Here is a 23048-nt window from a genome sequence, read left to right as displayed (position 1 = left end):
CGTGCGGATGTACCCGGAGCCGACGGGCGAGGTGCGCATGAGTCTGTCACTGCGCTTCGCCGCCGGATCGCACAAAGGCATGATCCGCGAGGGCAACGAGGACTCCGGCTACGCGGGCCCGCGGCTGCTCGCGATCGCCGACGGCATGGGCGGCGCGGCAGCCGGTGAGGTCGCCTCGTCCGAGGCCATCTCCACGATCGTCGCCCTCGACGACGACGTGCCCGGCTCCGACATCCTCACCTCGCTCGGCACCGCCGTACAGCGGGCCAACGACCAGCTACGGATGATGGTCGAGGAGGACCCCCAGCTCGAAGGCATGGGGACCACCCTCACCGCCCTCCTGTGGACGGGACAGCGCCTCGGGCTCGTCCACGTCGGCGACTCGCGCGCGTACCTGCTCCGCGACGGTGTCCTCACGCAGATCACGCAGGACCACACCTGGGTGCAGCGCCTCGTCGACGAGGGACGCATCACCGAAGAGGAAGCCACGACCCACCCGCAGAGGTCGCTCCTCATGCGCGCGCTGGGCAGCGGCGACCATGTCGAACCCGACCTCTCCATCCGCGAGGTCCGGGCCGGCGACCGCTACCTGATCTGCTCCGACGGACTGTCCGGCGTCGTGTCCCACCAGACGATGGAGGACACCCTCGCCAGCTACCAGGGCCCCCAGGAGACCGTGCAGGAGCTGATCCAGCTCGCGCTGCGTGGCGGCGGCCCCGACAACATCACCGTCATCATCGCCGACGTCCTCGACCTCGACACCGGTGACACCCTCGCGGGCCAGCTGTCCGACACCCCGGTCGTCGTCGGCGCCGTGGCCGAGAACCAGCAGCACCAGATGCACGACAACGGCATCATGCAGACCCCGGCCGGCCGCGCCTCGGGCCTCGGCCGCCAGGTGCCCGGACAGGGCGGCGGGGGCGAGTTCGGCCCGCCCGGCAGCGGCGACACCACCGGCTACGTCCCCGCGGGCAGCTTCGGCGACTACACCGACGACGACTTCGTGAAGCCCAGCGCCGGCCGCAAGTGGCTGAAGAGATCCCTCTACACCGCGCTCGCGCTGGCCGTGATCGGCGGCGGCCTGTACGGCGGCTGGCGCTGGACGCAGACGCAGTACTACGTCGGTGCCAACGGCGAGCACGTCGCGCTGTACCGGGGCATCAGCCAGGACCTGGCCTGGGTCTCGCTGTCGAAGGTGGAGAAGGACCACCCCGACATCGAACTCAAGTACCTGCCGCAGTACCAGCAGAAGCTGGTGGAGGGCACGATCGCCGAAGGCGGCCTGGCCAAGGCGCAGGCGAAGATCGAAGAGCTGTCCGTGCAGGCCTCCGCGTGCAAGAAGGAGTCGCAGCGGCAGGCCGCCGAGAGCGCGAACAACTCCAAGACCGGCGAAGGCGAGGCCGGCGGCACCACGGGAACCACCACCACCTCGCTCACGTCCAAGGCAACACCGAGCCCCACGGGGTCCTCGTCCCCGTCTCCGTCCACGTCCGCGACCGCTCCCACTCCCAGCCCCGGCCCCACACTCTCGGAGGAAGAGCAGAAGGTCGTCTCGCAGTGCGGTACGCAGTAGGCAAGCCGTGAGAGGCCCCGTCACACGATGAGCAGTACAACCAACACGTCGACGCAGCACACGTCCACGATCGGCTCGATCGGCACGCCGAGCCGGCGCAACACCGAACTCGCGCTCCTGGTGTTCGCCGTCCTCATCCCGGTCTTCGCCTACGCCAACGTAGGCCTCGCGATCGACGACAAGGTCCCCACCGGCCTGCTCAGCTACGGCCTGGGCCTCGGCCTGCTGGCTGCCGTCGCCCATCTAGTCGTACGCAAGTTCGCGCCGTACGCGGACCCGCTGCTGCTGCCCCTGGCAACTCTCCTGAACGGCCTCGGACTTGTCGCCATCTGGCGGCTCGACCAGTCCAAGCTGCTGCAGCAGATCAACGTCGCCGGCGGCAAGGCCACCAACCAGCTGATCTACACGGCGCTCGGCATCACCCTGTTCGTCGTCGTCCTGGTCTTCCTCAAGGACCACCGCGTCCTGCAGCGCTACACCTACATCTCCATGGTCGGCGCGCTGTTCCTGCTGCTGCTCCCGCTCGTCCCGGGCCTCGGTCTCAACGTCTACGGCGCCAAGATCTGGATCCAGGTCGGCAGCTTCACCATCCAGCCCGGTGAGTTCGCCAAGATCGTCCTTGCGGTCTTCTTCGCCGGCTATCTGATGGTCAAGCGCGACGCGCTCGCCCTCGCCAGCCGCCGCTTCATGGGCCTGTACCTGCCGCGCGGCCGCGACCTCGGGCCGATCATCGTCGTCTGGGCGATCTCGATCCTCATCCTGGTCTTCGAGACCGACCTCGGAACGTCGCTGCTGTTCTTCGGAATGTTCGTCATCATGCTGTACGTCGCCACCGAGCGGACCAGCTGGATCGTCTTCGGCATGCTGATGTCCGCGGCCGGCGCGGTCGGCGTCGCCAGCATCGAACCGCACGTGAAGAGCCGCGTCCAGGCCTGGCTCGACCCCATGCGCGAGTACACGCTCAGCCAGAAGGGCGTCTCCGGCCACTCCGAGCAGGCCATGCAGGCCCTGTGGGCCTTCGGCTCCGGCGGCACCCTCGGCACCGGCTGGGGCCAGGGCCACTCCGAGCTGATCCGCTTCGCCGCCAACTCCGACTTCATCCTCGCCACCTTCGGCGAGGAACTGGGCCTGGCCGGCGTCATGGCGATCCTGCTGCTCTACGGCCTGATCGTGGAGCGCGGCGTGCGCACCGCACTCGCCGCCCGCGACCCCTTCGGCAAGCTCCTCGCCGTCGGCCTGTCCGGCGCCTTCGCCCTCCAGGTCTTCGTCGTCGCCGGCGGCGTCATGGGCCTCATCCCGCTGACCGGCATGACCATGCCGTTCCTGGCGTACGGCGGTTCCTCCGTCATCGCCAACTGGGCCCTCATCGGCATCCTGATCAGAATCAGCGACACCGCCCGCCGCCCGGCACCGGCCCCCGCCCCCAACCCCGACGCCGAGATGACCCAGGTGGTCCGCCCGTCATGAACAAGCCCCTGCGCCGGATCGCGATCTTCTGCGGCCTCCTGGTCCTCGCCCTGCTCGTCCGCGACAACTGGCTCCAGTACTTCAAGGCCGACTCCCTTGCCACCGACGACAAGAACCGCCGCGTCGCCATCGAGCGGTACGCCAGCCCGCGCGGCGACATCATCGTCGACGGCAAGGCCATCACCGGGCACACGACGTCGGACTCGGGCGACTTCGAGTACAAGCGCACCTACAAGGACGGCGCGATGTGGGCGCCCGTCACCGGCTTCGTCTCCCAGGTCTACGGCGCCAACCAGCTGGAGTCGATCGAGGACGGCATACTCACCGGCAACGACGACCGCCTCTTCTTCCGCAACACGCTCGACATGCTCACGGGCAAGAAGAAGGAGGGCGGCAACGTCGTCACCACCCTCAACGCCGCCGCCCAGAAGGCCGCCTACGACGGCCTGAAGGCGCAGGGCGGCAAGGGTGCCGTAGCCGCGATCGACCCGTCCACCGGCAAGATCCTGGCGCTGGCTTCCTACCCGTCGTACGACCCCTCGACGATCGCCGGCGACGACGACTCGGACGCGACGGCCTGGTCGAAGCTGCAGAAGAAGAACAACTCCAACGACCCGATGCTCAACCGGGCGCTGCGCGACATCTACCCGCCGGGCTCCACCTTCAAGGTCGTCACCGCGGCCGCCGCCCTGGAGAACGGCCTGTACGACTCCGCGGACGTGGCCACCAAGTCGCCGCTCCCGTGGACCATGCCGGGCACCACGACCGAGCTGAAGAACGAGGGCGACATCCCCTGCGAGAACGCCACGCTGCGCGAGGCGCTGCGGGTGTCTTGCAACACCGTCTTCGGCAAGGTCGGCTCCGACCTCGGCAACGACAAGATGCTCGAAGAGGCCAAGAAGTTCGGCTTCACCGAGGAGCAGTTCGTCCCGGTCCGCTCCAATGCCTCGGTCTTCTCCGACGGCATGAACCAGTCGCAGACCGCGCTGTCCTCCATCGGCCAGTACAACACCGCCGCGACCCCGCTCCAGATGGCCATGGTCGCTTCGGCCGTCGCCAACAACGGCACGCTGATGAAGCCCTACATGGTCGACGAACTCCAGGCGCCGAGCCTCGACGTCATCGAGAAGAACGACCCGCAGGAGATGAGCCAACCTCTCTCCGAGAAGAACGCGCAGATCCTTCAGTCGATGATGGAGACGGTCGTCACGGACGGCACCGGCAAGAACGCGCAGATCGGCAACGGCATCACCGTCGGCGGCAAGACCGGCACCGCCCAGCACGGCGTCGACAACAGCGAGAACCCGTACGCCTGGTTCCTCTCGTACGCCAAGCTCAGCGACGGCAGCTCGCCGGTCGCCGTGGCCGTGGTGATCGAGGACGAGGACGCCAGCCGCGACGACATCTCCGGCGGTGGCCTCGCGGCCCCCATCGCGAAGAGCGTGATGGAGGCGGTCATCAACCAGAAGCAGTGACCCCGATCACGTCCCCTTCACATCGGTGCACGTTGCGATACCGGTCCTGTATCGGGTGACGGGCTTGGCCAGGTCACACAAAGCTAGCCGGGTACGGTAGGCCCGGAAACAGCCTCCGGGCCGCACAACGGTGCGGGCCGGGACCGACGGAGAGGGCTGGTAGGAGCTATGGAAGAGCCGCGTCGCCTCGGCGGCCGGTACGAGCTGGGCCAGGTGCTCGGCCGTGGTGGCATGGCGGAGGTCTACCTCGCGCATGACACCCGGCTCGGCCGCACCGTGGCTGTGAAGACGCTGCGTGTCGACCTCGCACGCGACCCTTCCTTCCAGGCCCGGTTCCGCCGGGAGGCCCAGTCGGCCGCCTCGCTCAACCATCCCGCGATCGTCGCGGTCTACGACACGGGCGAGGACTACGTCGACGGGGTCTCGATCCCGTACATCGTCATGGAGTACGTCGACGGCTCCACGCTCCGCGAGCTTCTGCACAGCGGCCGCAAGCTGCTGCCGGAGCGCTCCATGGAGATGACCATCGGCATCCTCCAGGCCCTGGAGTACTCCCACCGCAACGGCATCGTCCACCGCGACATCAAGCCCGCGAACGTCATGCTGACGCGCAACGGCCAGGTCAAGGTGATGGACTTCGGCATCGCCCGCGCCATGGGCGACGCCGGCATGACGATGACGCAGACCGCCGCGGTCATCGGCACGGCGCAGTACCTCTCGCCGGAGCAGGCGAAGGGCGAGCAGGTCGACGCCCGCTCCGACCTGTACTCGACCGGCTGTCTGCTGTACGAGCTCCTGACGGTCCGCCCGCCGTTCATCGGTGACTCCCCGGTCGCGGTCGCGTACCAGCACGTACGGGAGGAGCCGCAGCCCCCGTCGGTCTTCGACCCCGAGATCACGCCCGAGATGGACGCGATCGTGCTGAAGGCCCTCACCAAGGACCCGAACTACCGCTACCAGTCCGCGGACGAGATGCGCGTCGACATCGAAGCCTGCCTCGACGGCCAGCCCGTCGCGGCCACGGCGGCGATGGGTTCGGTCGGCTACGGCGGCTACCCCGACGACCAGCCGACCACGGCCCTGCGCACCGCGGACGCCGGCGCCACGTCGATGCTGCCCCCGATGAACCCGGACGACGGCGGCTACGGCTACGACGACCGCCCCGGCCGGCGCCGCCAGCAGAAGAAGACGAACACCTCGACGATCCTGCTGGTCGTGGCCGCCGTACTGGTCCTCGTCGGCGCGATCCTCATCGGCAAGTGGGCCTTCGGCGGCGACAACAGCGCGGGCAACGACACGGTGAGTACGCCCGCCTTCGTCGACCACACCGAGGCCGAGGCCCAGTCGATGGCGGACAACGTCGGCCTCAAGGTGACCTTCAAGGAACAACCCTGCGAGGACACGACCAAGGGCAAGGTCTGCTCGCAGAACCCGAAGGAGAACACGACGGTCGACAAGGGCTCCACCGTCGCTCTGGTGCTGTCGACCGGCGCCCCGAAGGTGACCGTGCCCAGCGTCATCGGCCTGAGCCTCGAAGAGGCCAAGTCGAAACTGGAGGGCTCCGACTACGAGTTCACGGTCAAGACGGAGACCCGCGAGTCCAGCGACGAACCGGGCACCGTCCTGGACCAGGACCCGATCAAGGGCAACGAGGTGGAGAAGGGCTCCACCATCACCCTCACCGTCGCCAAGGCCGAGGAGAAGGCCACGGTCCCGGACGTCACGGGTCAAACCTGCGAAGCGGCCCAGGCCCAGATGCAGGACAACGACCTCACCGGCACCTGCACCGAAGTGGACACCACCGACCAGAACCAGGTCGGCAAGGTCATCGCCACCTCGCCGCAGGTCGGCTCGCAGGTCGACAAGAACTCGACGGTGACCATCCAGATCGGCAAGCTGGCCAACACCCAGGTCACCGTGCCGAGCGTGACCGGGCAGTCCCTCGACGACGCCAGGCAGGCCATCGAGGACGCCGGACTGACTGTGGGCAACGTCCAGGGTTCCCAGGACGACGACGCCACCGTGTTCACCCAGGACCCGCAACCCGGCACCCAGGTCGCCCAGGGCACCGCGGTCAACCTGGTGGCCGTCGACAGCGGCGGCAACAACGGAGGCAACAACGCCGGAGGCGTCGTCTTCGGCGGCACCACCGGAACACCGGCCCGCCTGGAGGACTGACCGACCCCGGCTGCTCCTACGAACAGAGCCCCGGCCCCCTTCTCACGGGGGCCGGGGCTCTGTGGCGTTACAGAGTCTCTTAACGCAGTTCCTTCGGCGGCGTCCGGTCACTGTTCACGTCGTCCACCCGCACCAGCTCGCCCCACACGATGTACCGGTACCGGGAGGTGTACACCGGCGTGCAGGTCGTCAGCGTGATGTAGTGGCCGGCCTTCTTCTTGCCGGACTCATTCGGGACGGAGCCGAGGACCTTCACGTTGTACTTCGAGGTCTCGGGAAGGATGGCGTACGCCTTGTAGACGTACCACTTGTCCTTCGTCTCGAAGACGATCGCGTCGCCCTTCTTGATCTTGTCGATGTTGTGGAACTTGGCGCCATGGCCGTCGCGGTGGGCGGCAAGGGTGAAGTTGCCGTTCTTGTCCGACGTCGGCAGGGTCGCCTTGATCGGGTCGATGTAGTAGCCGGCGACTCCGTCGTTGAGGACCTTCGAGTCGGTGCCCTTCTCGACCAGGACCTCGCCGTTCTTCATCGCGGGCACGTGCAGGAAGCCGATGCCGTTCTTGGTGTCCAGTGCGCCGGGGCCGGTGTCCTGGGCCCAGTTGTCGCGGACCTTGTCGCCCTCTTTGTCGGCCTTCTGGTCGGCGAGGACGTTGGTCCACCACAGGGAGTAGACGACGAACAGGCCGAGCACCAGGCCCGCCGTGATGAGGAGTTCGCCGAAGACGCTGACCGCCATGGCGATCCGGCCCATGCCGCGGCGGCGTGCCGCCGGCGCCGGGGGCGCGTCTGTCTGCTCGTGAGTGTCGTCGTCAGTGGTCGCTGCCACGTTCATCTGCCCTTACTGGACTAGCGCATCCGGCTTGCCCTTGCTGCGCGGCCGTTCCTCGACCATCTTGCCCCAGACGATCATCCGGTACTTGCTGGTGAATTCGGGGGTGCACGTGGTGAGAGTGATGTAGCGGCCCGGCTCGGTGAGCCCCGAACCCTTGGGGATGGGGTCGATGACACCCGTGTTGCTCGGTGACGTCACCGGCAGGATCGACGTCATCTCGTAGACGTAGTACTTGTCCTGTGTCTCTACGACGATGGAGTCGCCCTTCTCAAGCTTGTTGATGTACCGGAAGGGTTCGCCATGGGTGTTGCGGTGGCCCGCGAGCGCGAAGTTGCCGGTCTTCGCGTCGGGCATCGCGGTGGTGAGCTCGCCCTCGCTGTAGTGCCCGACCATGCCCTTGTCGAGCACCTTGCTCTTGCTGACCCCCTGGGCTATCGGCACCACGACGTCCAGCTTCGGTATGTCGAGGATGGCGAAGCCCTCCCCGGGCTCGAAGGTCCCGGGGGCGCCTTTGCCGCTCGCCCAGTCCTGCTGGAGGCTGCTGGCCTCCTTGCCGGCCTGCTGGTGCGCCCGGATGTTCGTCCACCACAGCTGGTAGGTGACGAACAGGAGCATCAGTACGCCGGTGGTGATGAACACCTCGCCGATCGCCCGGCTCGCGATGACCCCCGCGCCGGGCTTACGCGCGCGTGCCTGCTTGCGGGCCTCGACACGCGAGAGAGGTTGCTGAGGCGAGCCCTCCTCCGGCTGCGTCTCCGGCGCCGCGCCCCCATGACGCCCGTGACGGCGCTTGGCGGCCTTTCTGCGGGCGGCACGGCCGCCCGGGGCAACTCCTGTGGCAGACGAGGCCGAAGAGGCCGTAGAAGCCGATGCAGGCCCGCCGCCGGTCGTGGGAGGCGGATCGGGTATCCGCAGGGCCACCGTCTCGTCGTCGGCCGGGGGCACGTACGACCACTCCTCGAACGCGCCCGGCGCCTCGTACGACTCCTGCCCGTACGAGGTCCCGTGGTCGCCGACGCCCCCGTAGGCGCCGGACTCGCGCTCGGGGCGCAGGGCGGTCACGCCGTGGCCCTGCCCACCACCGGGGCGAGCCCCGCCGACCTCGCCACGGCACCCTGGTCGCCGCACTCCACCAGCCAGTTGGCCAGCATCCGGTGCCCGTGCTCGGTCAGCACCGACTCCGGGTGGAACTGCACGCCCTCGACCGGGAGTTCCCGGTGGCGCAGGCCCATGATGATGCCGTCGTGCGTGCGGGCGGTCACTTCGAGCTCGGCCGGCACCGTCTCCGGCTCGGCGGCGAGCGAGTGGTAGCGGGTCGCCGTGAAGGGCGTCGGCAGGCCCGCGAAGACGCCCTTGCCGCCGTGTTCGACCAGCGAGGTCTTGCCGTGCAGCAACTCGGGCGCACGGTCCACGACACCGCCGTACGCCACCTGCATCGACTGCATGCCGAGGCACACGCCGAACACCGGGACGCCGGTCGCGGCACAGTGGCGCACCATCTCGATGCAGACGCCCGCCTCTTCGGGGGTACCGGGGCCCGGCGACAGCAGGACGCCGGCGAAACCGTCCTGGGCGTGCGCCGTCGACACCTCGTCGTTGCGCAGCACCTCGCACTCGGCGCCCAGCTGGTAGAGGTACTGGACCAGGTTGAAGACGAAGCTGTCGTAGTTGTCGACGACGAGAATCCGCGCGCTCACTGGTTGTCCACCGTCACATCGTTGAAGGGAAGCAGCGGTTCGGCCCACGGGAAGACGTACTGGAAAAGGACGTAGACCACGGCCGTGACCAGCACGAGTGAGATCAGCGCCTTCACCCATGCGTTCCCCGGCAGATTCCGCCAGATCCAGCCGTACATGCCGTCCCTTCCGTCGCACCACGGCACCAGACTCACGCCGTACCCGCACCAGACTAACGGCGCAGGGCGTCTGGTTTCCCGGCCTCCACAGGCTGTGTGGAGTCGAGATGGGCCCAGACGATCAGCCGATGGCTGTGTCCCCACTCCGGATCGCACGTGGTCAGCGTGAGATAGCGCCCCGAACGCGTGTACCCCGACTTACGTGGCACAGGATCGATCACCTCAACGTCGGAGGGCACTGTTTTGTAGGGCCCTTTGTCGATCCGATACGTGAACCACGTCGTCCCGTCCGTCAGCACCACCGCGTCCCCACGCCGCAGCTCGGGAAAGTCCTTGAACGGATCGCCGTACGTGCGCCGGTGGCCGGCGACCGAGAAGTTGCCCCGCTGCCCGAGCTGCCCGGTGCGCGCGTAGTGGCCCAGGCCCTTCTTCAGCGTGTCGGTGGCGGTGCCTTCGAGGACGGGCTTGTTCCACGTGAAACCAAGACGCGGGATGTACATGATCGCGAAAGGCTTGCCCTGCGCGTAGGGAGCGGGCCGCTGGAGGGCGGCGGAGGCGCTGGGGGATGCCGCCGTCGGCGCCGGCTGGGCCGGTTGGACCGTCCCCTTCGACCACTGGTCCTGGAGCTGGTCGATCTGGTCGTCCATCACGCTGTCGGCCTTCACGCCGGTCCAGAACAGCACGTAGACCACGAACAACACGATCACGGCGCCGACGGTGATACAGAGCTCGCTGACGGTCCTGACGATCACGCGCACCGGCGGCTCCCGAAAGGCTTACTCCACGGGCTGGGCGTACTGCAGATCCACTGTGCCCGAGTACCCGGGCAGAGTCACCGCCCCGTCCTCGGTCACTTTCCACCCGAGCCCGTAGACATTGACGTAGACCATGTAGTTCTGGATCGCCGGAGAGGCCGTGAGCGCGTCCTGGAGCTTGTCCGGGTCACCGACCGCCGTGATCTTGTACGGCGGTGAGTAGACGCGGCCCTGGAGGATCAGGGTGTTGCCCACGCAGCGCACGGCGCTGGTGGAGATCAGCCGCTGGTCCATGACCTTGATGCCCTGGGCGCCGCCCTCCCAGAGGGCGTTCACCACGGCCTGGAGGTCCTGCTGGTGGATGACCAGGTAGTCGGGCTGCGGCTCGGGATAGCCGGGGAGTTTGGCGGTGGCGTTCGGCGGAGCGTCGTCGAGGGTGACCGTGACGGCCTCGCCCTTGAGCCGGCGGGTGCCCGCGTTCTTCTCCAGGGCGGCCAGTTTCTTGTCCTCGGCCTCGGTGCTGCCGTCGTCGCGCCCGGCGAGCGACTCGATGTCCTCGCGCAGGGTCGCGTTGGACTCGTCGAGCTGACCGTTCTTCTGGCTGCGCTCCTGGATGAGGTCGGACAGCCTCAGCAAGGAGGCATCCGTGCGGATATTGGTGCCTTTGGCAGTATTGAAACTGGTGAAGAAGATGAGCCCCGCGAGGGCGAAGACGGCCACCGTGAGCAAGCGCACAGGGCGAAAGCGGCGAACGACGCCAACACGGGCGGGGCTGGTACCCGTCCCGGGTGAGTCGGCAGAATTGCTCAACGTACCCTTATCTCCTTCGGCGCCGCGGAAGCACTACGCTAACGGACGCCCGGGGGAGCACTAAGTGTCCCCTTGTACGCTGCCCCGGAGCCCGCCCCAGTTCCCTGCGCGGCCACGCAGCGCATCGACAGGAGAGACCCTCGTGCCGAAGTCACGTATCCGCAAGAAGGCCGACTACACGCCGCCGCCGGCGAAGCAGGCGACCACGATCAAGCTGAACAGCCGCGCCTGGGTCGCACCCGTCATGCTGGCCATGTTCCTCATCGGGCTGGCCTGGATCGTCGTTTTCTATGTGACGGACGGCTCGCTGCCCATCGACGGGCTGGACAACTGGAACATCGTGGTGGGCTTCGGCTTCATCGCGGCCGGTTTCGGTGTCTCCACGCAGTGGAAGTAGCGGCCACCTGCCGGTGAACGCAGCTCTGCCCAGGGCTATCCGCTGAGTTATCCACAGAACGGAAAGATTTCCACAGCCCCTCTGGGGATAAAGAACGACGATCTGTGGATAACCCACGGAGTGTTGACACCGGTACGACCGTCGGACCGCTCGTTCGGATACCTGTTCGCCCCCTGCCTGACCTGCGGAGACTCGGGTCAGCGACAGGGGGCACGCTTGTTCCCGCACGGTATGCACAAGATCCGCCACCCGCTGTGGACAACCCCAGCTCAGGTGAGCTGCAGGGTCCTCAGAACGGTCACCAGCACCACCACGGCCAGGACCAGGGCACATGTGCCGTACTGGATCAGGTTCCGCCGCTCGCGCGGGGCGTGGACCATGGCGTAGCCGATCACGACACCGCCGACCAGGCCGCCGATGTGGGCCTGCCAGGAGATGTTGAAGGACGGGTTGAAGGTGAAGAGCAGGTTGATCGCCAGCAGGGCGATCACCGGGCGCATGTCGTACCTGAGCCGGCGCATCAGGACCGCGGTCGCACCGAACAGCCCGAAAACCGCGCCCGAGGCACCCAGCGAGGCCGTGGTCGGGGATTCCAGCAGATAGGTCAGGGCGCTGCCCGCCAGGCCCGAGACGAGGTAGAGGGCGAGATAGCGGGCCCGGCCGAGGGCCTGTTCGAGCGGGCCGCCGAGCCACCACAGGCTCAGCATGTTGAACCCGATGTGCCACACGGCCTCGTGGGTGAACATCGAGGTCACCATGCGGTACCACTCGCCGTCCGCGACGCCCTCGGTGGGTGCGAACGGGGCTGGGGGCCACTCGCCGATGAGGACCAGGTCGTTCAGGAGTGACGACCACACGTGGACGGCGATGAACACCGCGACATTGATCGCGACGAGGATCTTGGTGATCAGGCGGGGGTCGGCGGTGACGGCGCCGCCTGCCAGGGTGCGGGGCTGGGAGGCGGCGGGCGGGTGCCCGGTGCCGGAGCCGCCGCGGACGCATTCGGGGCATTGGAAGCCGACGGAGGCGCTGACCATGCACTCGGGGCAGATGGGGCGCTCGCAGCGGGTGCAGCGCACGCCGGTCTCGCGGCCCGGGTGGCGGTAACAGGAGGGCAGGCTCTGGGCGTGCTGCTCGCTGTCTGGCGCCTGGTCCATGAGGTGTCCCCTATGCCGTCAGATCCGTCGTACGGCGCTGCACAAGCTGTCTGTCGTACACAATGCACCGCCCCGCCCATCCTTACGGATGAGCGGGGCGTTTGGTTCCCTACGGGAGGTACCGGGCCCTTCGGGCTCAGACCTCAGCGGGTCTCGACGACGACCGACTCGATCACGACGTCGTTGAGCGGCCGGTCGGTGCGGGGGTTGGTCTGCGCGGCCGCGATGGCGTCCACGACCTTCTGGCTCGCCGCGTCGGTGACCTCACCGAAGATGGTGTGCTTGCGGGTCAGCCAGGCCGTCGGGGAGACGGTGATGAAGAACTGCGAGCCGTTGGTGCCCGGGCCCGCGTTGGCCATCGCCAGCAGGTACGGCTTGTCGAAGCGGAGGTCCGGGTGGAACTCGTCCTCGAACTGGTAGCCGGGGCCGCCGGTGCCGTTGCCCAGCGGGTCACCGCCCTGAATCATGAAACCGCTGATCACCCTGTGGAAGACCGTGCCGTCGTAGAGCTTGTCCGTGGACTTCTGGCCGGTCGCCGGGTTGACCCATTCGCGCTCGCCGGTGGCGAGCTCGACAAAGTTCTGGACCGTCTTGGGCGCGTGGTTCGGCAGAAGCCGGACTTCGATGTCGCCGTTGTTGGTCTTCAGGGTGGCGTAAAGCTGCTCAGCCACGATCTGCCTTCCGTTGTCTTCCTGTGACCCCCTGATCCTCGCACGGTCCACGCCGTGCGTCGCCCGGCGACCGCTTCCGACCGAATATCTGCGGACTTCCCTTGCAGAAAACCGGTCGAGTGGGTCCGGGGCGGGCGCGCTGCGCGGCGATCCGTGGCATTGTCGACGACAAGCTCCTGTTGCCCTGTATTCATCGCTATTGCACGTGATCGTTGCAGTTGACCGTGACCCGGATGCCCGCCCTCACATGCCCGCCGGCTGTTTGGCATGCATGATCCGTAAAAGGGTGGAAAGACGAAATAACGTACGCCACCGAGGAGGAGGATCCCGTGACCCGCATCGACAGCGTGCGCGCCGCGACCGGCTCGGCGAAGGGCAGCGTGCTGCACGCCGCGGACGTGGTGGCGCCCTACGCCGAAACGGCCAAGGACAAGGCCGCGCACTATGCACAGGAGGCACGGGTACGGCTCGCGCCCAAGGTGTCTCAAGCCGCCGACCAGGCTCGTGTCCAGTACGACGTCCATGTCGTGCCGCGCCTTGAACAGGCCCGTACCCATGTGCCGCCCAAGGTCGACGTGGCCGCCCATGAGGCCGCGGTCCGGGCCCGCCTGGCGGCCCGGCAGGCGGCCGACTACTCCCGGCCGAGGATCGAGCAGGCGGTGGCCGCCGCGGGCCCCGTCCGTGAGGAGGCCGCGTCCCGCGGTGCGGCCGCGCTGGCCGCGCTGCGCGGTCAGGTCTCGCCCGAGGAGATCCAGAAACTGGCCCGCAAGCACGAACGGCGGGCGAGGGCCGGACGTATCGCGAAGGGCCTGGCCATTCTGGGCCTCCTCGCGGGTGGCGCCTTCGCCGCCTGGAAGTGGTGGGACAAGCAGGCCAACCCGGACTGGCTGGTCGAACCGCCCGCTGCGACGGAGGTCCCCGAGTCGGGCCGGCTGACGTCGGTGGACGGCAGCGCCGACCGTTCCGTGCTCGACCCGGAGGTCCAGGCGAAGGAGGCCGAGGAGGAGGCCGCCAAGCGCGAAGAGGGCCGCTGAACCGAGGCCGACGCTCTCCGCTGTTTCACGTGAAACAGCGGAGAGCGAAAAAGAACCCCCTGACCACGTTCTTCAAGGTCAGGGGGTTCTTCGGTGTGGAGCCTAGGGGAGTCGAACCCCTGACATCTGCCATGCAAAGACAGCGCTCTACCAACTGAGCTAAGGCCCCGGAGGATGGCCGTCCAACCGGAAGAACCGCGTACCGGTGGGCGCCGCAGACCAGAGTACCGGGTCACCCGGGGTATCTCGCAAAAAGTTGGGGGGTCCCCGTGCACGACCACTCTCCGTAAGATGCGGGACGTGGTTCGCTGGAGCGAACCGCGGTACTTGGGGAAGCGATGGGGAGACGCAATGGACGCCGCACAGCAGGAAGCCACCGCCAGAGCGCGGGAGCTTCAGCGGAACTGGTACGGAGAGCCACTGGGGGCGCTCTTCCGTAAGCTCATAGACGATCTTGGCCTCAACCAGGCTCGTCTCGCGGGGGTACTGGGACTGTCCGCACCGATGCTGTCACAGCTGATGAGCGGCCAGCGGGCGAAGATCGGCAATCCCGCGGTGGTTCAGCGGGTGCAGCTGCTGCAGGACCTGGCGGGGCAGGTCGCGGACGGCAGCGTGAGCGCCGCCGAGGCGACGGACCGCATGGACGAGATCAAGAAGTCGCAGGGGGGCTCGGTGCTCAGCAACACCACGACCACGACGAGCAGTTCGGGAGCTCCGACGGTCAAGCGGGTGGTCCGCGAGATCCAGTCGCTGCTGCGCTCGGTGGCCGCCGCGGGAGACATCATCGAGGCGGCTGACACCCTCGCCCCGACCCACCCCGAACTGGCAGAGTTCCTCCGGGTGTACGGCGCCGGCCGCACCTCGGACGCGGTGTCGCACTACCAGTCCCACCAGAACTGAGCTGTCGGCCCGGTCACCGAAGGGGGTTCGGCGACCGGGCCGAAGGCCGACGAGAGGCGCGAGGGGGTCGCGTCACTCGCCGAGGAGTTCTGTACGGGGGTTGTGCACGACGTTTGTGTGCGGGGGGCGCGAGGGGAGTCGTATCGCTCATCACGGGGCAAGCAAGGGGGGTAGCCGAAGGGGGAGGAGCGACGCACAGCCATGGGTGAGGTCTTCGCCGGCCGGTACGAACTGGTCGACCCGATCGGGCGCGGAGGTGTCGGCGCGGTCTGGCGTGCCTGGGATCACCGCCGCCGCCGCTATGTGGCCGCCAAGGTGCTGCAGCAGAGCGACGCGCACTCGCTGCTGCGCTTCGTCCGTGAGCAGGCGCTGCGGATCGATCACCCCCATGTGCTCGCACCGGCCAGCTGGGCCGCTGACGACGACAAGGTCCTGTTCACCATGGATCTGGTCACCGGCGGTTCCCTGGTCCATCTGATCGGGGACTACGGGCCGCTGCCGCCGGCGTTCGTCTGCACCCTGCTGGACCAGCTCCTGTCGGGGCTGTCCGCGGTGCACGCGGAAGGCGTCGTACACCGTGACGTCAAGCCCGCCAACCTGCTGCTGGAGGCCACCGGCACGGGGCGGCCGCGGCTGAGGCTGTCCGACTTCGGCATCGCGATGCGGCTGGGCGAGCCGCGCCTGACCGAGACCAACCTCGTGGTGGGGACGCCCGGTTACATCGCGCCCGAGCAGATGATGGGCGCGGAGCCGGACTTCGCCGCCGACCTGTTCGCCGTAGGACTGGTCGCCCTGTACCTGCTGGAGGGCGCCAAGCCGGACGCGAAGGCCCTCGTCCAGTACTTCGCCGCGCACGGGACTCCGAGCGCGCCCAAGGGCATTCCCGAGCCGCTGTGGCAGGTCGTGGCGAATCTCCTCCAACCGGATCCCCAGGCGCGGTTCCGCACGGCCACGGGGGCGCGCAAGGCCCTTGCCTCGGCCAGGGAACTCCTCCCGGAGCCCGGACCCGACGACGAGCTGATCGAGATCTTCGACCAAGTCGGCCCACTGCCACCGGGCTTCGGACCTTCGGGGCCGCTCAAACCGGCGCCAGGGGTGGAGAGGGACAGACAGCGGGACACCAGGGCAGCGGGGGGTGCCGACAGCTCGGTCCCAGGGGCGGGCACGGGCTCTGTGCCGTCCGGGTCGGGCACAGGCTATGTATCGTCCGGGGCTGGCAACGGCTACATACCCTCCGGGGCCGGGACAGGCTCCGGATCTCCTGGTCCGGGCGCAGGTGCCGTACCGGCCGATCCACGTCAGGGGACCGGTCCGCTGCCGGCGCCGGACGTCACGCCGTCGCGGCCCGCCGAGCCGTCCTCCATGTCGGACACCGGCAGCTTCCATCTCCCACCGCCGCAGGCCACGGCACCGACGGTCCGCACCCAGGCACCGCAGCCCCAGCACTCCCCCCATCCGCACACTCCACAGCAGCACCAGGGCGCTCAGGACCACTACGCCTACTCGCCCCACGACCCCACGCATGTGCTCCCCTCCCCCCAGACGCACACACCGCTGAACCCCACTCAGGCTCTGACCCCGGTGCCGCGCCAGCGCGCTGACGCCTCTACTGCTTCATACACCGCTCAAAGCCCGCAGGTTCCGCCTCCCGCGCAGCCGATTTCGCGACACCACGCCGACCGTTCCCGCGCCCGCCGCCGCCCCGGGCCACCGGCCAAGGTGGCGATCCCGGTGCTGCTGCTCGCGCTGGCCTGCTACGCCGTGGGTTTCTGGGCCCTGACCCAGATCTGAACCGTGCCCGAACCGAGCCGGGCGTCGTGAGTACCGAGCCGGGCCTCGCCAAAGCCGAGCCAGGCCCTAAGCCGCCCGGGACACGCCGGCAGGCTTCCGCCGCGCAAGGACCGTCCACAACCCGAGTCCCGCCAGCAGTACGGTCCCGGCGCCGATCCCGCCCGCCGCGACCAGCGTCATCGTGGTGTCGCTGCCCCCGGCCCCGGTCGGCGTCGCGGCCTCCCGGTCCTGGGCGGTGACCCCGAAGACGTCGCCCGGCTCGGACTCCCCGGCGTATCCCGGAGCGGCCTCGGCCGTGCCGCCGACCCGCACACGCAGCGTCAGCTCGAACGGCCCGCCACCGTACTTGCCGGCCATCTGCGCGCCTAGATGCACGACGAGGTAGTAGGAGCCGGCGAACCGCATGCCGTTCACCCGTTGGGAAACGGCGTAGCGGTTGGCGTACTCGACGGGCGGCAGGGGGTCGAGGGCGACCGAGAGCTGTGTGCCGGTGTAGCCGCGGCTCGCGTCGTCGACGGGTGCGCGCACCGGGTTGTAAAGGGACACGTTCAGGGCGCTGGTCACATATCCGTTGCCGCCGCTGCTCGAACTGGCCAGTTCGGCGGTGACATCGAGCTGCCGGCCCCAGTCGAGCGGCACCTTGTAGAACAGCGTCTGCCCGGCCGAGATGCCGGCGTCCCAGACGCCCTGCCCCACGGAGCTCGCCCGGTCGAAGCCCGCGCCGCCCGCGCGCGGCCTGGCCTCGCCCGTGAGGGCCGCGGGGGAGGCGGAGTCCCACACCTCGGGTGCGCTCGACGGCCCGGCCTTCGTCAGCGGGGGTTCCGACACGGGGACGAGCTCCAGGTCCCAGGCGTCCGGCGAGGATCCGGTCGTATCGACGCGCTCGACGAGCACGTAGTACGTGCCGGTGCCACTGCACACGGAGGCAGCGGGGTCGCGCTTCCCCCAGGTCGCGATCGGATGCGGGCTACGGCTCGCGCCGAAGCGGTTGGTCTCGAAGGAGCAGGAGTTGCCGTCGGCGTCCTCGACCGACACCTTGAGGCTGTCGTTGGCACCGACGGTCGTGCCCGCGCGCGGGACGGCGGTGGCGGAGATATACGTGGTCGACTTGGCGTCGAGTTCGAGGCGGTAGTAGAGCGTGCTGTTGCTCGGGAGAGAGCTGCGGTAGCTGCTGCCGGGCTCCAGGAGTTCGGCGTCCGCGCTGGTCGTAGCGCCCTCGACCGACCGCGCGTCCTCGGCGAAGGCGTACGGGGCGGGGCTCGCCGTCTCGGCAGCCAGCGCGGTATGCCCCGGCAGGGCCGCCGCCGTCAGCAGCACCGCTCCTACGACGGCCACACGCGCGCGTGCCTGCGGACGACCGTGCCATGTCCTCACGCGCCACCACGCCGTACACCGCCGCCCCATCACGCGCCACCCCTCGTCGTCGACCCCGCGTCGTCGCCCGGACCGTCGCCCATCCTGCCCCGCCCGGGCGCACCCCATCCGTGCAAACACAAAACCCCGACCGCAAGGCGGCCGGGGTCTGTTCAGAACCGAAGAATGTCGGTGTCGGTACTCACGAACCCGTGGGCACGGAGTCAGTCGCCTCCGTCCACAGATCCTGCTCGGCGCGATCCGCCTGGATCTGGCGGTACACGAGGAGCCCGCCGATGGCGGCCAGTGCGACCAGGAGAAGCTTCTTCACCGCGCGACCTCGTCTTTCCTTGACGTAGGGGACCTCTGGCGCCCGACTATACACACCGACCGAGACCGATCGGTGACCTGCGTCAGCCCTCCAACTCCCCTCCGGAACAGCGCAATCGAAGTGGATGAAGCCGCTCCGATCGGAGGGTGATCACACCTCTACCGACCGTGATTTATGAGTGCTCTCATCCACTCTCCTCCACTTCTCGACCCCATTGCACCCATCCGGGTGGTGTTCATCGGAAGATCGACGCGCCACAGGCGCAGGTCCACGATTTCGCGGCCTCCATACACATCATGAGGAAAGTACGCAAATCGCCCAACCCGAAAGTGAGGGGCCATGACCCAGAACAAGGTCATGAAGCTGTGGACGGCCATCATCACCGCCTTCCTCGCGCTGTGCACGACGCTCGGACTCGTCACGACCACGGCCGCCGCGGCGGTACCGCAGCCCGAGACGACGCGCAACAGCACCACCGCGAACATGACGGTGCCGGCGATGGCCCCCTGGGCCTGGGCCTACGCCCGGTCCCTGCCCCCCACGATGAAACAGCGCATCCGAGCCGAGGCCCACGGCAAGTCCCCCAGCTGCCGCCACCGCCCGCCCACGGACACGGAACCCGACGAGTCCGCCCTGCCCGACGCCGAGTGCGACCCCACCGCAACCCCGGACGAACCGACGGCACCCCTCCAGCGCTGACCGCGCCCCGCACACCCGACGTAACGGCGAACTTGCGTACACGCCGCTCACGCTCATGCAAAAGGCCCCCAACCGTAATCGGTTGGGGGCCTTCGTGCTGGTGGGGCTAACAGGATTTGAACCTGTGGCCTCATCCTTATCAGGGATGCGCTCTAACCAACTGAGCTATAGCCCCGCCGCGCTCTGCGGTGTGTGTCCCGCGCGCTGACCCCTGAAGATTAGCGCACGACGTGGGCAGTCCCAAAATCGATAGTCGCTGGACCGTCAGGGGAGGTTTGAAACGGCGCTCGGAGTTAATGTCACTCGTCTTCGGCGAGCGTCAGCTCGATGCCGCCGACGAAGCCCGCGGAGAGGTTGTAGATGAACGCGCCGAGCGTCGCGAGAGCCGTCGCGAGGACGACGTCGATGACCGCGATGATCGACGTGAACGTCAGGACGTGGGGGAGCGACAAGAAGGACTGCAGGTCGAAGCCGTTGGACTCGTTGGAGCCGGTCGCCTCGGAGATCGTGCCGCCGACCGTCGAGAAGACGCCCATCGCGTCCATGACCATCCACAGCACCGCCGACGCGACGATGGTGCAGATGCCCAGCGCGATCGACAGCAGGAAGCTGACCTTCATCACCGACCACGGGTCGGCCTTCGACACGCGCAGCCGCGCCTTGCGGGTGCGCGGCGTGGTGCGCGCGCCGGTGCGCGGAAGGCGTACGGCACCGGCGGGCGTCGCCTGCTGGGCGGGCGGGTAGGCCTGCGGCGGGTGGTACGGCCCGGCGGGCTGCTGCTGTTGCTGACGCTCCCCCGGCAGCGGCGAGGGCGGTGCCACGGGAGGCGCCGCCGGCGGCGGACCCGCAGGCGGCGCGGGCTGGGCCGGCGGCTGGGCGCCCGGCGCGGCCGGGCCCGCTCCAGCCGCGTACTGCTGGGTCTGCGGACCTCGGGTGTCCGTCACAGTTCCCCCCTGGGATCCATGCGTGTCAGGCGAGTTCGAGTCTTTCGCGGGCGACTTGATCGCTTGCAGATTGGTCGTGTGCGAATCCGTCGCTTTCGCGGCGGAGCCACGGCCGCCGCCGTCCGTGTCCGTACCGGTCGAAGTACCGGACGGGCCGGCGCCCGTGGCTCCGCTCACGATGACTCACTCCTCGTGTTACTCGTCCGAGGGCGCCTCGCCCTCGTCCGTGCCGGTGGTCGCGACACCCTCGGCGGTCTCGTCGACGGCATCGTCGCCGTCGATCTCCTCCGCCTCGGATCCCGCCTCGGCGTTACGTGCGATACCGACGACGGCATCGCGCTTGCCCAGGTTGATCAGTTGGACGCCCATGGTGTCACGGCCCGTCTCCCTGACCTCGTTGACTCGCGTACGAATCACACCGCCGCCCAGCGTGATGGCGAGGATCTCGTCGGTCTCCTCGACCACCAGCGCACCGACGAGCGATCCGCGGTCCTCCACGATCTTGGCGGCCTTGATACCGAGGCCGCCACGACCCTGGACGCGGTACTCGTCGACGGCGGTCCGCTTCGCGTACCCGCCGTCGGTGGCAGTGAACACGAACGTACCGGGTCGAACAACATTCATCGAGAGCAACTGGTCTCCCTCACGGAAACTCATGCCCTTGACACCCGAGGTCGCACGGCCCATCGGACGCAATGCGTCATCCGTTGCCGTGAACCTGATCGACTGCGCCTTCTTGCTGATCAGAAGCAGATCGTCCTCGGCCGAAACGAGTTCGGCTCCGATCAGTTCGTCGTCGGAACCGTCCTCCGTCTCACGGAGGTTGATCGCGATCACACCGCCGGAGCGCGGAGAATCGTAATCCTTCAGAGGCGTCTTCTTGACCAGACCGCCCTTGGTCGCAAGCACCAGGTAGGGCGCCGCCTCGTAGTCGCGGATCGCGAGGATCTCGGCGATCGCCTCGTCCGGCTGGAAGGCCAGCAGGTTGGCGACGTGCTGTCCACGCGCGTCACGCCCGGCGTCGGGCAGCTCGTACGCCTTCGCCCGGTAGACGCGGCCCTTGTTGGTGAAGAACAGCAGCCAGTGGTGCGTGGTCGACACGAAGAAGTGGTCGACGATGTCGTCTTCCTTGAGCTTCGCGCCGCGTACGCCCTTGCCGCCACGCTTCTGGGCGCGGTAGTCGTCGGCCTTGGTGCGCTTGACGTAGCCGCCGCGGGTGACCGTGACGACGATGTCCTCCTCGGCGATCAGGTCCTCGATGGACATGTCACCGTCGTAGGGCACCAGCATGGTCTTGCGGTCGTCGCCGAACTTCTCGACGATCGCCGCCAGTTCCTCGCTGACGATGCCGCGCTGGCGGACCGGCGAGGCGAGGATCTCGTTGTACTCGTTGATCTTCGCCTGGAGTTCGGCGTGCTCCTGAAGGATCTTCTGACGCTCCAGGGCGGCGAGGCGCCGCAGCTGCATCTCGAGGATGGCGTTCGCCTGGATCTCGTCGATCTCCAGAAGGCCCATCAGACCGGTACGCGCGATCTCGACGGTGTCACTGCGCCGGATCAGCGCGATGACCTCGTCGATGGCGTCCAGGGCCTTCAGCAGGCCGCGCAGGATGTGCGCCCGCTCCTCCGCCTTGCGCAGCCTGAAGCGCGTACGACGGACGATGACCTCGATCTGGTGCGTCACCCAGTGCCGGATGAACGCGTCGAGCGACAGGGTGCGCGGCACGCCGTCGACCAGCGCCAGCATGTTGGCGCCGAAGTTCGTCTGCAGATCGGTGTGCTTGTAGAGGTTGTTCAGTACGACCTTGGCGACCGCGTCCCTCTTGAGGACGATGACGAGACGCTGGCCGGTACGGGAGCTGCTCTCGTCGCGCACATCCGCGATGCCGCCGACCTTGCCGTCCTTCACCAGGTCGGCGATCTTCTGCGCGAGGTTGTCGGGGTTGACCTGGTACGGAAGTTCCGTCACCACCAGGCACTGGCGGCCCTGGATCTCCTCGACCTCGACGACCGCGCGCATGGTGATGGAGCCGCGGCCCGTGCGGTAGGCCTCCTCGATGCCCTTGCGGCCCACCACCAGGGCGCCGGTCGGGAAGTCGGGGCCCTTGATGCGCTCGATCAGGGCGTCGAGCAGCTCCTCGTGCGAGGCCTCCGGGTTCTCCAGGTACCACTGGGCGCCGGCCGCGACCTCGCGCAGGTTGTGCGAGGGGATGTTGGTCGCCATGCCGACCGCGATGCCCGCCGAGCCGTTGATCAGCAGGTTCGGGAAGCGCGCCGGCAGAACCGTCGGCTCCTGGTTGCGGCCGTCGTAGTTGTCCTGGAAGTCGACGGTCTCCTCGTCGATGTCCCGGACCATCTCCATGGACAGCGGCATCATCTTGCACTCGGTGTACCGCATGGCCGCGGCCGGGTCGTTGCCCGGAGAACCGAAGTTGCCGTTGGAGTCGACCAGCGGCATCCGCATCGACCACGGCTGCGCGAGGCGGACCAGCGCGTCGTAGATCGAGGAGTCGCCGTGCGGGTGGTACGTACCCATGACGTCACCGACGACACGGGCGCACTTGTAGAAGCCTTTCTCGGGCCGGTAGCCGCCGTCGTACATGGCGTACAGGACGCGGCGGTGGACGGGCTTGAGGCCGTCCCGTACGTCGGGCAGGGCGCGCGAGACGATGACGGACATCGCGTAGTCGAGGTACGAGCGCTGCATCTCGGTCTCGAGCCCGACGGGCTCGACGCGGAGCTGGAAGCCCTGCTCTTCCTCAGGCGTGCTCGGGGTGTTTTCGTCGGCCATTGCTGGTGAAGATCCTTCCTGGTGCGGTCAGCTGAG

At 68.2% G+C, this 23048-nt stretch carries 21 protein-coding genes and 2 tRNA genes; 9 read left to right on the top strand and 14 right to left on the bottom strand.

Annotated features, from left to right (window positions below; translation table 11 throughout):
- Positions 1-7 precede the first annotated feature (7 nt).
- The 4 genes from AC5DRG_RS27080 to pknB all read left to right on the top strand — a co-directional run bounded on the left by AC5DRG_RS27080 (position 8) and on the right by pknB (position 6693).
- Positions 8-1573, top strand: coding sequence for a Stp1/IreP family PP2C-type Ser/Thr phosphatase (locus AC5DRG_RS27080; protein ID WP_491813168.1), 1566 nt, complete (start codon positions 8-10; stop codon positions 1571-1573).
- 27 nt (positions 1574-1600) lie between these two features.
- Positions 1601-3040, top strand: a complete 1440-nt coding sequence (locus AC5DRG_RS27075; protein WP_491802043.1) for an FtsW/RodA/SpoVE family cell cycle protein — start codon at positions 1601-1603, stop codon at positions 3038-3040.
- Complete coding sequence (locus AC5DRG_RS27070) at positions 3037-4515, top strand: peptidoglycan D,D-transpeptidase FtsI family protein (protein WP_491802042.1); 1479 nt, start codon at positions 3037-3039, stop codon at positions 4513-4515. The genes AC5DRG_RS27075 and AC5DRG_RS27070 overlap by 4 nt, the downstream gene beginning before the upstream one ends.
- A gap of 168 nt (positions 4516-4683) precedes the next feature.
- On the top strand, positions 4684-6693 hold the full coding sequence (gene pknB, locus AC5DRG_RS27065; RefSeq protein ID WP_491802041.1) for a Stk1 family PASTA domain-containing Ser/Thr kinase: 2010 nt from the start codon (positions 4684-4686) through the stop codon (positions 6691-6693).
- Between the two features lie 79 nt (positions 6694-6772).
- Here pknB and AC5DRG_RS27060 read toward each other — a convergent pair whose 3' ends face one another.
- From AC5DRG_RS27060 to AC5DRG_RS27035, 6 genes are read right to left on the bottom strand one after another with little or no spacing between them, the layout of a single operon-like run.
- A complete protein-coding gene (locus AC5DRG_RS27060) occupies positions 6773-7525 on the bottom strand; it encodes a class E sortase (protein ID WP_491802040.1) in 753 nt (250 codons plus the stop codon).
- 6 nt (positions 7526-7531) lie between these two features.
- Positions 7532-8587: a class E sortase gene (locus tag AC5DRG_RS27055; RefSeq protein WP_491802039.1), complete on the bottom strand. Its 1056-nt coding sequence runs from the start codon at positions 8585-8587 to the stop codon at positions 7532-7534.
- On the bottom strand, positions 8584-9222 hold the full coding sequence (locus AC5DRG_RS27050) for an aminodeoxychorismate/anthranilate synthase component II (protein WP_491802038.1): 639 nt from the start codon (positions 9220-9222) through the stop codon (positions 8584-8586). Before AC5DRG_RS27050 ends, AC5DRG_RS27055 begins: the two co-directional genes overlap by 4 nt.
- Entirely contained in the window at positions 9219-9416 is a 198-nt protein-coding gene (locus AC5DRG_RS27045) for a hypothetical protein (RefSeq protein WP_491813395.1), read from the bottom strand. The genes AC5DRG_RS27050 and AC5DRG_RS27045 overlap by 4 nt, the downstream gene beginning before the upstream one ends.
- A 17-nt stretch (positions 9417-9433) precedes the next feature.
- Positions 9434-10138, bottom strand: coding sequence for a class E sortase (locus tag AC5DRG_RS27040; protein ID WP_491802037.1), 705 nt, complete (start codon positions 10136-10138; stop codon positions 9434-9436).
- 18 nt (positions 10139-10156) lie between these two features.
- Positions 10157-10945 carry a DUF881 domain-containing protein gene (locus AC5DRG_RS27035; protein WP_491802036.1) on the bottom strand — a complete coding sequence of 263 codons (789 nt, stop codon included), beginning with the start codon at positions 10943-10945 and terminating at the stop codon, positions 10157-10159.
- A 142-nt stretch (positions 10946-11087) separates the two neighbouring features.
- Between AC5DRG_RS27035 and crgA the strand changes: the two genes are divergently transcribed.
- Complete coding sequence (gene crgA / locus AC5DRG_RS27030) at positions 11088-11342, top strand: cell division protein CrgA (RefSeq protein WP_491802035.1); 255 nt, start codon at positions 11088-11090, stop codon at positions 11340-11342.
- A 269-nt stretch (positions 11343-11611) separates the two neighbouring features.
- Here the strand turns inward: crgA and AC5DRG_RS27025 are convergent, their stop codons facing one another.
- Both AC5DRG_RS27025 and AC5DRG_RS27020 read right to left on the bottom strand, forming a co-directional pair.
- A complete protein-coding gene (locus AC5DRG_RS27025; RefSeq protein ID WP_491802034.1) occupies positions 11612-12499 on the bottom strand; it encodes a rhomboid family intramembrane serine protease in 888 nt (295 codons plus the stop codon).
- A gap of 143 nt (positions 12500-12642) precedes the next feature.
- Positions 12643-13170, bottom strand: coding sequence for a peptidylprolyl isomerase (locus AC5DRG_RS27020; RefSeq protein WP_491802033.1), 528 nt, complete (start codon positions 13168-13170; stop codon positions 12643-12645).
- A gap of 329 nt (positions 13171-13499) precedes the next feature.
- Here AC5DRG_RS27020 and AC5DRG_RS27015 point away from each other — a divergent pair, with 329 nt between their 5' ends.
- Positions 13500-14204: a DUF5324 family protein gene (locus AC5DRG_RS27015; RefSeq protein ID WP_491802032.1), complete on the top strand. Its 705-nt coding sequence runs from the start codon at positions 13500-13502 to the stop codon at positions 14202-14204.
- Positions 14205-14300: 96 nt separating this feature from the next.
- Here the strand turns inward: AC5DRG_RS27015 and AC5DRG_RS27010 are convergent.
- Positions 14301-14373 (bottom strand) — tRNA-Ala (locus AC5DRG_RS27010).
- A gap of 182 nt (positions 14374-14555) precedes the next feature.
- On the opposite strand from AC5DRG_RS27010, the gene AC5DRG_RS27005 reads away from it, so the two are divergent.
- Positions 14556-15104: a helix-turn-helix domain-containing protein gene (locus AC5DRG_RS27005; protein WP_491802031.1), complete on the top strand. Its 549-nt coding sequence runs from the start codon at positions 14556-14558 to the stop codon at positions 15102-15104.
- Between the two features lie 201 nt (positions 15105-15305).
- Complete coding sequence (locus AC5DRG_RS27000) at positions 15306-16895, top strand: serine/threonine-protein kinase (RefSeq protein WP_491802030.1); 1590 nt, start codon at positions 15306-15308, stop codon at positions 16893-16895.
- Positions 16896-16961: 66 nt separating this feature from the next.
- Here the strand turns inward: AC5DRG_RS27000 and AC5DRG_RS26995 are convergent, their stop codons facing one another.
- Positions 16962-18299, bottom strand: coding sequence for a hypothetical protein (locus AC5DRG_RS26995; protein WP_491802029.1), 1338 nt, complete (start codon positions 18297-18299; stop codon positions 16962-16964).
- 151 nt (positions 18300-18450) lie between these two features.
- Entirely contained in the window at positions 18451-18579 is a 129-nt protein-coding gene (locus AC5DRG_RS26990) for a DLW-39 family protein (protein ID WP_003999697.1), read from the bottom strand.
- Positions 18580-18918: 339 nt separating this feature from the next.
- Between AC5DRG_RS26990 and AC5DRG_RS26985 the strand changes: the two genes are divergently transcribed.
- Positions 18919-19278 (top strand): DUF6344 domain-containing protein, encoded by a 360-nt coding sequence (locus tag AC5DRG_RS26985; protein ID WP_491802028.1) that lies wholly within the window; start codon positions 18919-18921, stop codon positions 19276-19278.
- Between the two features lie 98 nt (positions 19279-19376).
- Here the strand turns inward: AC5DRG_RS26985 and AC5DRG_RS26980 are convergent.
- The 3 genes from AC5DRG_RS26980 to gyrA all read right to left on the bottom strand — a co-directional run bounded on the left by AC5DRG_RS26980 (position 19377) and on the right by gyrA (position 23012).
- Positions 19377-19453 (bottom strand) — tRNA-Ile (locus AC5DRG_RS26980).
- A gap of 124 nt (positions 19454-19577) precedes the next feature.
- Positions 19578-20399 carry a DUF3566 domain-containing protein gene (locus AC5DRG_RS26975; RefSeq protein ID WP_491802027.1) on the bottom strand — a complete coding sequence of 274 codons (822 nt, stop codon included), beginning with the start codon at positions 20397-20399 and terminating at the stop codon, positions 19578-19580.
- 18 nt (positions 20400-20417) lie between these two features.
- A complete protein-coding gene (gyrA, locus tag AC5DRG_RS26970) occupies positions 20418-23012 on the bottom strand; it encodes a DNA gyrase subunit A (protein ID WP_491802026.1) in 2595 nt (864 codons plus the stop codon).
- Between the last annotated feature and the right edge of the window lie 36 nt (positions 23013-23048).

The organism is Streptomyces sp. JLBG701, from assembly GCF_058544905.1.
This window is presented reverse-complemented; position numbering and strand designations above follow the sequence as displayed.